Source organism: Pseudomonas sp. Tof1, from assembly GCF_055390395.1.
The window spans coordinates 149,737-161,785 of the sequence record NZ_AP024344.1 but is presented as its reverse complement, the minus strand read 5'-3'; the positions used below and the strand labels follow the sequence as shown (position 1 = coordinate 161,785).

Here is a 12,049-nt window from a genome sequence, read left to right as displayed (position 1 = left end):
CAGAAGACGATGGGGGCTCGTCCGTGGTACCAGCAAGTTACTGCTGCACCTTGGCATCGGGCGCTGGCGTGCTGATGTTCCCGGCTGCCCACTGCGACTCGCGGGTGGCCAGGGCACTGGCAATCGCCTGAACCTTGGTCGAGGAGACTTCCGGTGGCAACGGGTCCAGGCCCGCACTGGCGAAGATCTGCCCGTAGGCGTTACGCAGGTCGGCATAGGCCAGGTCGCGGCGCAGGTCGGCCTGCAGGTTGTTCAGTTCGCCCTGGATCAGCTCCAGCTCGCCGATGCCCGCGGCCTGGTGGCGGTTACGCAGTTGGCCGACGATCTGCCCGTCGATGCTGGAGAGTTTCTGGCTGGTCTTGAACTGGCGCAGCGCCTCGCGGTAGTTGGCGTTGGCCACGTAGAGCTGGGCCAGTACGGCGATGGACATCGCCTGGCGCCGGGCACCGGCGACTTCCTCGCCGGCCTTGGCCACGTCGATGGCGGCTGGGGCGGAGATCACGTTGAACAGGTTCCAGGTGACCTTGACGCCGTAGTCGGCCCACTTGTCGTTGACCAGGAACGAGTTGCTGTCGTAGTGCCCGCCGGCCGAGAACTCCAGCCCCGGCAGCAGGCGCAGCATGGCCTTGCGGGTCTCGTTGGCGCTGATACGGGTCTGGTAGTCCTGCTCGCGCAGCTCGGGACGGCTGGCCAGGGCCTCCTGCTCGAGCTTGGCCATGTCGACCTTGAGCTCGGGAATCGCATAGTCGTCGGTGGTCGCCAGGGTCAGGTTGGTGCCCAGCGGCAGGTTGATCAGGGTCGCCAGTTCGGTCTTGGCCAGGGTCAGCGCCTTGCGCTGTTCTTCCAACTGGCGGGTCGCCTCGATCAGCGCACGCTGGTAGCCCAGGGCCTGGATCGGGTCGCCGATGCGCTGGTCGCTCATCTGCTGGCTGTTGTTCTGTGCCGCCTCGACCCGCGCCATCAGGCTGTCGATCTGCTTGAGCAGACGCTCGGCCGCCACCGCCCGCCAATAGGCCGAACGCACGTCCTGGACGATGGTGTTGATCACCTTGCGCCGACGTTCCTGGACGATCAGGCGCTGGTCACCCTGCTGCTTGGCATTGATGTAGCTGACGCCAAAGTCGAGCACGTTCCAGACCATGGTCAAGTCGGCGACGCGGCGATCGCGGTCCTGGGAGGTCGACGGTTCCAGGGATTGGCTACCGGTCTCGACACTGCGGCTACTGGAAGCACTGACATTGTTGCGCCCGGCATAACCGGCCGACAGCGCCATGCGCGGCAGCATGTCGAAGCTGGCGAGGTCCAGCTGACGCTTGGCCAGGGCCTCCTCCATGATCTTCAGACGGCCTTCGAGGTTGTACTTCACCGCGCGAGCCATGGCTTCGTGCAGGGTCAGCGGGCCACTGAGCGGCTCCTGATCCCTGTACATGTTCTGCAGATCGCTTTTCGCCCGTTGCTCGCTGACGCTGCGATCGATCGGTTGGCTGGTGACGGCACAACCGCTGACTACCAGCGCCAGCAGGCTGACGCTGAACAACTTCTGACTTCTTCTCATCCCTAGCATCGCCCCTGACTGCCGCTTTTTTCTTTATGGGCGCCGACGCGTGTCGGCGCGGATTGCCAATGATTTTCAGGCCGGTATTGCGCTGACACCGACCTGTTCCAACGCCCAGGCTAGCTCATGCAGTTGTTTCTGCTCGCTGTCCTTGAGTTGCTGCAACTGCTGACCGAGGGTCGGCGCACCGAAAACGCCGCGCAGGCCCTGGGCCGGATCACCCAGGCTCTTGCTGCCCTGGCGCTCGAAGGCCTTGGCACCGCTGGCGTCGCCAGTCGACGACTCACGGTTGAACAGCCCCGACAACGTGCTGCTGCCGAACACCCCGCCATCACCGCCGCCGAAGCCGAGGAAACCCTGGCCCGTGCCATTGCCACCGCTATCGCTGGAACTGAAGACCTGGGCGATGAAACTCGGCGCCAACGCCCCATTGTTGAGGAAGATGCTGCCGGTCGGCGGCAGCCCCGCGCCCATGTCACGCTGCTCGAACAGCGGCGGGAAGCCCAGGGGCGAACCGAGGTTGCCGGTGGGCGGGCCGAAGATGGTCGGTTGCAGCGGCTGGTTCGGCGCACTCGGTGTCGACACGCTCGGGCCGCTGACGCGGAATTGTGGATCGCCGCCCTGGGCCACCGTGTTGATCGCATAGTTGTTCGAGTTGGCGAAACCGACGCCGGCGTTACCGGCCAGGTCGGTCACCAGGCTGGTATCGAGGGTGATGAAGTTGCTCGGGTCGTTCAGGTTTGCCGTCGGCGTCAGGGTCGCGGTCCAGGTCTTGCCGCCATCGCTGCTGGCCAGGTTGGACAGCGTACCGCTGGCCACGCTGAGGTCGTCCAGGCTGAAGCCGGTGACCTTCTCGCTGAAGGTGAAGGTCACGGTGGTGCTCTGGCCGGCAGTCAGGTTCGGGTTGGCGACCACGATGGTCGCGGTCGGCCGGTCGCCGTCGATCACGTAGTTGTTGGAGATGGCGATATCGGCTCCGGCGTTGCCGGCGTTGTCATTGACCAGCGCGGTATCGAGCACGATCAGGTTGCTCGGGTCGGTGATCGCCGCGGTGGGCGTCAGGGTCGCGGTCCAGGTCTTGCCGCCGTCGCTGCTGGCCAGGTTGGACAGTACGCCGTTGGCAACGCTGAGATCGGCCAGGCTGAAACCGCTCACCACCTCGCTGAAGGCGATGGTCACGGTGGTGGTCTGGCCGATGCCCAGGTTGGGATTGGCCACGGTGATGGTCGCCGTTGGCCGTTGGGTGTCGATTGCGTAGTTGTTGGACGTGGTGGTGCCGCTGCCGGCGTTGCCCGACGCGTTCTGCACGCCGCTGTTGTCCAGGGTGATGACGTTGGTGGTGTCGGCGATGTTCACCGAAGGCGTGAAGGTGGCCGTCCAGGTCACGCCACCGTCGCTGCTGCTCACCGCGCTGAGGGTACCCTGCTCCACCGTCAGGTCGGCATTGGTGAAACCACTGACCGCCTCGCTGAAGGTGATGGTCACCTGCGAGGTGGAGCCGACATTCAGCGCCGGGTTAGCCACCACGATGGTCGCCGTTGGGCGCACGGTGTCGATGGTGAAGTTGGCCGAGTTGGTCACGCCGACACCGGTGTTGCCGGCCAGGTCGGTATAGCCGGTGTTGTTCAGGGTAAGCACGTTGCTGGTGTCGCGAACATTGGCATTCGGGGTGAAGGTGCCGGTCCAGGTGATGCCGCCATCGCTGCTGGTGAGCGTGCTCAGGGTACCGTTGGGCACGCTCAGGTCGCTATTGTCAAAACCGGTCACCGCTTCACTGAAGGTGATGGTCACGGTGGTGCTCTCGCCAGCCGACAGCGTCGGGTCGCTCATCACGATGGTCGCCGTCGGCCGCACGCTGTCCACTGCGTAGGCATTCGAGGCGGTGGCGCCTGAGCCCGCGTTACCGGCAACGTCTGTCACGCCGGTGTTATCCAGGCTGACATGGTTGTTGCTCGCGTTCACACCCGCCGCCGGGGTCAGGGTGGCGGTCCAGGTGATGTTGTCGCTGGTGCTCAGGTTGCTCAGGGTGCCGTTGGACGCCGTCAGGTCGGCCAGGCTGAAACCGGTCACCGCCTCGCTGAAGGTGATGGTCACCTGCGAACTGCCGCCAATGCCCAGCTGGTTGTCCGCCACGACGATGGTCGCGGTCGGCCGCTGGGTATCGATCACGTAGTTGTTGGACGTGGTCAGGCCCGTGCCGGCGTTACCCGAGGAGACCGCGTTGACGCCGCTGTTGTCCAGGGTGATGTGGTTGGCCGCGTTGCTGATGTTGCCGGCCGGGGTGAAGGTCGCCGTCCAGGTGATACCGCCGTCGGCGCTGCTCACCGCGCTCAGGGTACCGCCCACCACCGTCAGGTCGGCATTGGTGAAGCCGGACACCGCCTGGCTGAAGGTGATGGTCACCTGCGAGGTGTCGCCGATCTTCAGCGCCGGGTTGGCCACCACGATGGTCGCGGTGGGACGCACGGTGTCGATGGTGTAGTTCACCGAACTGGTGGTGCCGGTGCCGCTGTTGCCGGCGATATCGGTCACTCCGGTATTGGCCAGGGTGATGACGTTGGTCCCGCTGCTGGTATTGGCATTCGGGGTGAAGGTCGCGGTCCAGGTGATGCCGCCATCGCTGCTGCTGAGGTTGCTCAGGGTACCGTTGCCGGCGTTCAGGTCGCCCAGGGTGAAGCCGGTCACCGCTTCGCTGAAGGTGATGGTCACCTGCGAGGTCTCACCGGCGCTCAGGGTCGGGTCCGACATGACGATGGTGGCGGTCGGACGCTGGGTGTCGATCGCGTAGTTGTTCGACACGCTGGTGCCGGTCCCGGCGTTGCCGGCCGTATCGGTGTAGCCGGTGTTATCCAGGGTGATGACGTTGCTGGCGTTGGTGATGTTCCCGGTCGGGGTGAAGGTGGCGGTCCAGGTGATGCCGCCATCGCTGCTGCTCACCGCGCTGAGGCTGCCGCCCGACACCGTCAGGTCGCTGTTGGAGAAGTTGGTCACCGCCTCGCTGAAGGTGATGGTCACCTGCGCGGTCTGGCCGATGATCAGCGAGCTCTTGTCGATGGCCACGGTCGCGGTCGGCCGCACGCCATCGATGGCATAGTTGTTGGACGTGGTGGTGCCGCTGCCGGCGTTGCCCGCTCCGTCGACCACGCCGCTGTTGTCCAGGGTCACGTGGTTGCTCGCACTGTCGACGCCCGCTGTCGGGGTGAAGGTGGCGGTCCAGGTGACGCCGCCGTCGCTGCTGGTCACCGTACTCAGGGTACCGTTGGTCACGGTCAGGTCATCGTTGGTGAAGCCGCTCACCGCTTCACTGAAGGTGATGGTCACCTGCGACGTCTGGCCGATGCCGATGTTCGGGTTGGCGAACACGATGGTCGCGGTCGGCCGCTGGGTGTCGACCGAGTAGGTGTTGGAGTTGGTGGTGCCGGTACCGGCGTTGCCCACCAGGTCGGTGACCCCGGAGTTGGTCAGGGTGACCACATCGCCGCTGTGGGTGACACCGTTGGTCGGGGTCAGGGTCGCGGTCCAGGTGATGTTGTCGCTGGAGGTCAGGTTGCTCAGGGTGCCGTTGGACGCCGTCAGGTCGGCCAGGGAGAAACCGCTCACCGCCTCGCTGAAGGTGATGGTCACCAGGCTGCTGCCACCGATGTTCAACGTATTGTTGCTGACCACGATCGTCGCGGTCGGCCGCTGGGTATCGACCGCGTAGAGGTTGGACAGGGCCACGCCGGCGCCGGTGTTGCCCGAGGCATCGGTATAGAGGCTGTTGTCCAGAAGGACGTAGTTGTTGTTGCTGGTATTGCCAGCGTTCGGCGTCAGGGTCGCGGTCCAGTGGATGTTGTCGCTGGTGCTCAGGTTGCTCAGGGTGCCATTGGTCGCCGTCATGTCGGCCAGGCTGAAACCGCTCACGGCCTCGCTGAAGGTGATGTTCACCGTCGACGTGTTGTTGGTGGTCAGCGTGGCGCTGGCGACCGTGATGGTCGCGGTTGGCCGTACGGTGTCGACCGAGTAGTTGTTGGACGTGGTGGTGCCGCTGCCCGCCGTACCGGTCGAAGTGCTGTTGACGCCGGTATTGTCCAGAGTGATGACGTTGCTGGCACTGCTGACGCTTGAATTTGGCGTGAGGGTCGCAGTCCAGGTGATATTGTCGCTGGTGGTCAGGTTGCTCAGAGTGCCGTTGGACGCCGTCAGGTCGGCCAGGGCAAAACCGGTCACCGCCTGGTTGAAGGTGATGGTCACCAGCGAGGTGCTGCCGATGTGCTGGGTCGTGTTGCTGACCACGATGGTCGCGGTCGGTGCCGGGTTGTAGGCGGTATCCAGGACACCACCGTCGTTGTAGATGCCGTCCACCGACGACGGGCTGCTCGCCGTAGCGCCCCCAGCTCCCTTCCCGCCGATACCGCTGGCCCCCTTGTTGTTGCTGCCGCTACCCAGCGCGCTGTAGTTGGCCGCAGTGATCCGCAGGGTACCCCGGTTCCAGATCGCCCCGACGCCCTTGCCGCCTGCGCCACCCGGGTCGGAAGACGCACCCGGACCACTGCCACCGCCACCACCGCCGCCGCCACCGGCCGCGACGTTGTTGGAGATGACCGAAGTACCGACGATCGTCAGGGTGCCTGTAGTGCCGTTATAAATACCGCCGCTGGCTGCGCCACCGGCACGTCCGGTGCTGTCCCAGCCGGAACCGCCACCACCACCGCCGATGGAAAGAGTGCCGTTGCTCGCACCGCCTCCATCGCCACCATTGCTGTAGCCGAAGGCGCCCTGGCCCCCTGCACCACCGGTGCTGCTGCCGCCGCGGCCGCCCATGACGGTAGGGTTGTAGCCACCGCCATTGCCGCCGGTATTGGCCGTACCCGCCTTGCCGGCGTAGTAGCCCTGACCGTTGCCGGCATCACCGCCACGGCCACCGGCCTGCCCGCCAAGGGCACCGCCACCGCCGCCACCGCCGCCCACGGTGCCGCCCCTGACACCGCCACCACCACCGCCGCCGGAAGCGGCGTTGGCGGTCACCGTGACGTTGTTGAGGGTCAGGTTGCCGAGGTTGACGATACCGCCGCCCATGGACGCGGAGGCGTCCGAACCGGCGTTGGCACCCTGGCCGACGGCCAGGCCCTTGGTAATGACCAGCCCATCGAGGGTCGCGGTGACCCCGGCATTGACCCGCAGCACCTGGGTCTTGTACTGCCCGCTCACGGTCACGTCGGCGGTGCCGTCGTTGTTCAGGTCGCCATCGACGGTGAGGTTCTTGGTGATGACCAGTTGCGAGTTCAGGTTGACCGTCATCGCACTGTTGAACGTGACGATATCGCCGGCCACCGCATCGCTCAGCGCCTGGCGCAGGGAGCCGGCGCCCGTGTCGTTGCTGTTGGTCACGGTGATGGTCGCCAGGCCGTACTGGTAGGCGGCCATGGCATCGGCCGAGAGCACGTTGTGGCTTTCGATGGTGCCGGTGGCGATTTCCAGGGTCCAGTCGCCGCCCAGGCCGGTGCGGTTGGTGGACGCGGCGATATCCCGCCCGGTGTACTGGGCCAGGGAGTCGACGAAACTGATGCCCTTGTCGCCGGCGGCGGTGTTGCAGGCGTAGATCAGGATGTCGCCGCCGACGTTCATGTCGCTGCCGATGCGCGCCAGCACGTCGGCCCGCGCCGCCACGTTGTCGGCCGACAGGTAGGTGTTGCCCAGCCACAGGTCTCCGGAGTTGCCGTGGGCGAGGATTTCCACGGTGCTGATGCCCTGGTGGGTGTCCAGGTAGTCGGCGATCTGCTGCAGGCCGTCCTTGCTGGCGTCGAGCACCACCACCTGGGTGCCGGGGGCGACGCCCTTGAGCAGGCTGTCGAAATCCTTCACCCGCGAATCGACGAACACCACCGACTGGCCGGGCACCGCTGTCGGCGTGGCGGCTGGAGTGGCGTCGGACTGCGCGTGGGTGTCGCTGCTGGCCGCCGCGTGATCGCTGGTGGGCGCCTTGGCCGCGTCGGTGCTGGCGGTGGCGTGGTCGGTCGGCTGCGCGGCCTCGGCCACGGTCGCGGCCACGGCGCCGTCGAACAGCATGCGTGGCTCAAGCGGGATGATCATGGGTGAAGCCAGGGTTCTCACGCCTTCAGCCCGCGCTTTCGGTTTGCTCCACCACATGCTTCACCTGCACTTGAGCGTTCATGCGCCCAAAGAATTTTTCTGTTGAGATTAAAAAACCGCGATCAGTTGACCGCGGTGTTGGTTTTCATGCGAATCACATTCGCGGCGCTGGCCGTTCCATCGTTCCAGAACGACAGCTCTGCATATTTCTCGAACAGGTCCGGCGGCAGGATGGTGCGCCGTGACTCCAGCGCCACCTTCGGCTTGACCTTGTGCAGGCCGGCGACACCGAGGGCCTGGTCGAACTCGGGCGCGTCGTAGGCCAGGTTGTCGAAATCGTGCTCGAACCAGGGCTCGCCAATGAAGTCGTAGACCAGCCGCAACACCCGCTCCGGCGCCTGGGACAGCAGGTCGTAGTCGACCAGCAGCAGGGAGTCGGCGTGTTCGCCGTAATAGGCTTCCTTCAGCGCGGTCCAGGCGTAGCCCACCAGGCGATTGCGCTGGGCCAGGGTTTCGCAGCGGCTGTAGACCGTGTTGCGCTCGACATCGTCAGTGAACAGCTTGGTGTTCTCGAAGGGGTTGGCGCGGTACAGCCGTTCCAGGCTGTCCATGACCCAGGCCACGTTACGCACGCAGACGATGACCTTGGAACGGGGAAACAGGTCCTGCAGCGCCGGCAGGCGCGCGGACCACTGCCGATTGGTATCGAAGATGACGGACTGGCTGGTCTTGTCGGCGTAGTAGGAGTCGAACAGCCCACGCAACAGGCGGCGGCGGGTGTCGGTGTCGATCACTGCGCCGAATTCGCTGCCGGCGCTGCAGTTTTCCAGCACGCCGTTGAACAACGTGCCGACCGGGCTGCTCATGCCGGCATGAAACCGCGGGTTCTGCAGGAGAATGGCGGACAGCAGGGTCGAGCCTGAGCGCGGCAAACCGGAGATAAAATGGAAACTGCGCAATCCCTTCACCCTAGACGTAAGTCCCTTTGTAGGACAAAGCCTAGCGTAAGGAAGTGTTTCAGACTAGTAGTGTTTTGATATCAATCATCCGTGCCTTAAGCCGGAAAAGGCCCATGAACACGGGACTTCGCCCGTTTCCACAGCTCTTGAGAACGCTCCGATTGAGCTATATCAAGCCCTTGGCGGTTAGTGTTCACTACATGAAGGATGGCAGGTCTCATATAAAACCGCCTGCGTATCGCCCCCCGCGTGCTGGTCGATTTTCCGCCAGCCGGTCGGAATCGACGGGAACTCATCCGGTGCAACCCGGCTCATCACCAGCCAGACCCGCCCATTGCCCGCCGGCAGGTCCTCCAGGTGATCGAGATAAACCCCGGCCTTTTCGTCGATCAGCGTGCCGAATCCGTAGCGATTGGGCCGGGTCGATTCGCCCTTGGCGGTCGGCGGCGTATACAACCGCGGCGCAGTGGCGCTCCTGTCGTAGTAGCCCCAGGTCAGGTACCAGAACATGTCGCCCAGCACCACCTGGTCGCCCGCCTGGCTGTGCTGGTTCATGTATTCGACCATGTGGTTGAACTGGTCGTCGGCATCCACTGTGTAGTTGTTCCTCAGCCCCACCCCTTCCGCGGCCAGCACCGCCAACAGCAACAGCCCGGCCAGGGCCTTGCGGCCTCGCGCGAGGCGGTCGATGGCCAGGGCCAGGAGGATCGGCAGGCCCAGCGCCGGCACCGTCAGGTAACGCTCGATGAAGACCGGTGAAATGAACGACACCGCGAACACCAGCAACAGCGGCAGGGCGCTGTAGATGACCAGCAGCGTTTCCAGGTGGAAGCGGCTGCGATCGCCGCAGACAATGAACACCATCACCAGCACCATGGCACTCGGCAAACTGGCGAACAACCACAGCGGCATGCCCACGCCATCGTCCTGGGCCAGCACCTGCCAGATCATCGACGGCAACGAGCCCAGGGTCACCGGGGGTTCCCAGCCGACATCACCGCCGGCCTTCAGCTCGTCCATGTGCAGCACGAGATCGATCAGGCCGGGCAACCAGGGCAGGAACAGCAGCACGATCGCCACGTTGGCCAGCCACCAGTCGCGGCAGGCGATGGGGCGTTGCCCACTCTCGGGATGGCGACGCAGCAACAGCAGCCAGCACCAATGCGACAGCACGCACAGTGCGGTGAAGTAGTGGGTGTAGAAGCCGGCGGCCATCAACAGCACGTAGGCCACCAGGTAGCGCTTGCGCTGCGGGTTGTGCACCCAGTAGACCAGCGCCAGGGTCGCGCCCAGCAGCCACACGCCCATCAGCGAATACATGCGGATTTCCTGGCTGTAGTGCACCGCCGTGGGCAGCAGCGTCAATAGCAGACCGGCCAGGATCGTCGCCCGACGACCGGCGGCGACCAGGTGCGCCAGCCAGATGCCAAGGAACACCACCACGACCCCGGGCAAGGCGCTGGCCAGGCGGATCGAGAAAATCGAGTCGCCGAACAGGCTGATCCAACCGCGCAACAGGGCGAAATACAAGGGCGGGTGAACATCACGGGCGGCATGAGTCCACAGCTCGGTCAGCGGGTATTGCGCCAGCAGCAGGCTGGAACCTTCGTCGCCCCAGATCGCCGCAGCTGTCAGCTGATAAAGGCGCAATGCCAGGGCCAGCGCCAGCAGCGGTACCAGCCAGGGTTCGCGAAGCAGTTGCACAAGGGGTTGCAGGGGTATGACAGGCTGATCGTAAAGCCGCTTTATCGTTTCATGACTACCGGGAACGCCCATTACCACCCTCAACAAGTCAACGACTGCCTCCCCGGGAGGCATGACGCGGTGAATTGTAGGCTAGAACGACATCGGCTTGCCCAGCTGTTCCATTCGCGACTTTTGTCCGACAAAAAAAACCTAAACGTCAAAGACAAAGGCTACTCTGTCACCCGGTGCACTACAGACTCGGGATAGCCGGGCGCAGCACCTCACTCAACACAGCTGAAGGAAATGGATCCATGGAAGTTTTTGTCGGTACTATCCAGATGTTCGGATTCAACTACGCCCCTCGGGGCTGGGCACTCTGCGCCGGGCAGTTGATGAACCTTTCGCAGCAACAGGTGCTGTTCGCCCTGATCGGCACCTACTACGGAGGCAACGGCACAACCAACTTTGCCCTCCCCAACCTGCAGAGCCGCCTGCCCGTCGGCCAGGGCACCGGACCCGGCTTGTCCTCGCGCACCATCGGCCAGAGCGCTGGCACCGAGAACGTCACCCTGCTGAGCACCAACGTGCCAGCCCAGCAGATCTCCACCGCCGGGCTGACCGTCACCACCACCATCGGCCTGGCGAGCGCACCCAGCAATGCGGTCACCGCACCAACGGCGACCAACTGCTACATCGGCGCCTCCGCACCGTCGGGCCCACCCTCGGCCGGCATCTTCTCCGACCAGTTGGGAACGGCCGTTCCGCTCAAGGGCGTGGGCAGCACCATCGGCGGCACTCTGAACACTGTCGGTGGCAGCATACCGATCAACGTGATCAACCCCTACCTGGCGGTGAACTTCAGCATCGCCCTGGAAGGGCTCTACCCTTCGCGCAACTGATAGAGCCCGTGGGAGCCGGCTGCCCGGCTCCCACACAAACGGAGAGCATCAATGCTGCAACATGTTTCAAGCGAACACTTCCAGCCCCTGGTGGATCAGTCCTGCCCGCTCTACCTGCCCGACGGCAGCCCGTTACAAGTCCGGATCGAGTCCATAGCGCTGCGCTCGCAGGCACAGTTGCCGGAAATGACACGTACGCCGTTCATCGTCCAGTTGCACAGCCTGCAACCGACGGATTTCGTCGACGGCCTGTGCAGCCTGGAGTTGCCAGGCCTGGGGCGGCTCGAGGAGGTGTTCGTGTCGCGGGAGCCGGCGTTGGGCCGTGATCCGGCCCTGGGCTACTTCAACATCGTCTTCAACTGAAACCCGGATACCACACCAGCCGCTCGGCCCCCGGTGTGCTCTCTTCGACCTGAAACCCCAGCGCCAGGTAATGCTGGCGCGCCTGGGGATTGCTCGCCCAGACCGTCGTCGCGACCGGGCAGCGCACCTGGGTGGCGGCCTTCTGCACGTCCTGCAGCACCATCCGACCGAAACCCTTGCCCCGTGCCGCCGGAATGAACGCCAGGTACAGGACGCGGATTTCATTGGGCCCGAAGTCGGCGCTGAGCACGCCGATGGGCGTATCGAGCTTCTCCACCACATAGTGCAGGGCATTGGGGAAATGCTCGCCGATACCCTGTTCCTGAACCTGGAACTGCTGGGCGATCACCTGCTCGATCAGTTCCGGCTCGGCATCGATCAACTGCAATTCCGGACGGGCCGACTGGTAGAGACTCTGCAGAAAGGGTGCATCGGTGGGCCGCGCGGGCCGCATGGACAAACCGGCAGCCGACGAACTGTTCAACATCGGAATATTTCCCTGAACCTGGTTAATG

The 12,049-nt window shown here is 64.5% G+C and carries 7 protein-coding genes; 2 read left to right on the top strand and 5 right to left on the bottom strand.

The annotated features are described in order from the left end of the window. Window positions 1–37 precede the first annotated feature (37 nt). The 4 genes from ACZ5KU_RS00730 to ACZ5KU_RS00715 all read right to left on the bottom strand — a co-directional run bounded on the left by ACZ5KU_RS00730 (window position 38) and on the right by ACZ5KU_RS00715 (window position 10,362). Window positions 38–1,555 carry a TolC family protein gene (locus ACZ5KU_RS00730; protein ID WP_464736720.1) on the bottom strand — a complete coding sequence of 506 codons (1,518 nt, stop codon included), beginning with the start codon at window positions 1,553–1,555 and terminating at the stop codon, window positions 38–40. Window positions 1,556–1,630: 75 nt separating this feature from the next. After that, on the bottom strand, window positions 1,631–7,627 hold the full coding sequence (locus tag ACZ5KU_RS00725) for an Ig-like domain-containing protein (protein WP_464736719.1): 5,997 nt from the start codon (window positions 7,625–7,627) through the stop codon (window positions 1,631–1,633). A gap of 122 nt (window positions 7,628–7,749) precedes the next feature. Next, window positions 7,750–8,595: a sulfotransferase family protein gene (locus ACZ5KU_RS00720; RefSeq protein ID WP_192842830.1), complete on the bottom strand. Its 846-nt coding sequence runs from the start codon at window positions 8,593–8,595 to the stop codon at window positions 7,750–7,752. Window positions 8,596–8,772: 177 nt separating this feature from the next. Continuing rightward, on the bottom strand, window positions 8,773–10,362 hold the full coding sequence (locus ACZ5KU_RS00715) for a glycosyltransferase family 39 protein (protein ID WP_464736718.1): 1,590 nt from the start codon (window positions 10,360–10,362) through the stop codon (window positions 8,773–8,775). A gap of 221 nt (window positions 10,363–10,583) precedes the next feature. Here ACZ5KU_RS00715 and ACZ5KU_RS00710 point away from each other — a divergent pair, with 221 nt between their 5' ends. Both ACZ5KU_RS00710 and ACZ5KU_RS00705 read left to right on the top strand, forming a co-directional pair. Further along, entirely contained in the window at window positions 10,584–11,171 is a 588-nt protein-coding gene (locus ACZ5KU_RS00710) for a phage tail protein (RefSeq protein ID WP_054061960.1), read from the top strand. A 51-nt stretch (window positions 11,172–11,222) separates the two neighbouring features. Next, window positions 11,223–11,534 (top strand): DUF6916 family protein, encoded by a 312-nt coding sequence (locus tag ACZ5KU_RS00705; protein WP_054061356.1) that lies wholly within the window; start codon window positions 11,223–11,225, stop codon window positions 11,532–11,534. Here ACZ5KU_RS00705 and ACZ5KU_RS00700 read toward each other — a convergent pair. Continuing rightward, on the bottom strand, window positions 11,527–12,021 hold the full coding sequence (locus ACZ5KU_RS00700; protein WP_054061357.1) for a GNAT family N-acetyltransferase: 495 nt from the start codon (window positions 12,019–12,021) through the stop codon (window positions 11,527–11,529). The two genes, ACZ5KU_RS00705 and ACZ5KU_RS00700, sit on opposite strands and share 8 nt — an antisense overlap. Window positions 12,022–12,049 lie beyond the last annotated feature (28 nt).

Bases quoted from the DNA above. Each gene is read 5' to 3' on its own strand.
- ACZ5KU_RS00730 (WP_464736720.1), bottom strand. From the start codon at position 1,555: ATGAGAAGAAGTCAGAAGTTGTTCAGCGTCAGCCTGCTGGCGCTGGTA.
- ACZ5KU_RS00725 (WP_464736719.1), bottom strand. From the start codon at position 7,627: ATGATCATCCCGCTTGAGCCACGCATGCTGTTCGACGGCGCCGTGGCC.
- ACZ5KU_RS00715 (WP_464736718.1), bottom strand. From the start codon at position 10,362: ATGGGCGTTCCCGGTAGTCATGAAACGATAAAGCGGCTTTACGATCAG.
- ACZ5KU_RS00710 (WP_054061960.1), top strand. From the start codon at position 10,584: ATGGAAGTTTTTGTCGGTACTATCCAGATGTTCGGATTCAACTACGCC.
- ACZ5KU_RS00705 (WP_054061356.1), top strand. From the start codon at position 11,223: ATGCTGCAACATGTTTCAAGCGAACACTTCCAGCCCCTGGTGGATCAG.
- ACZ5KU_RS00700 (WP_054061357.1), bottom strand. From the start codon at position 12,021: ATGTTGAACAGTTCGTCGGCTGCCGGTTTGTCCATGCGGCCCGCGCGG.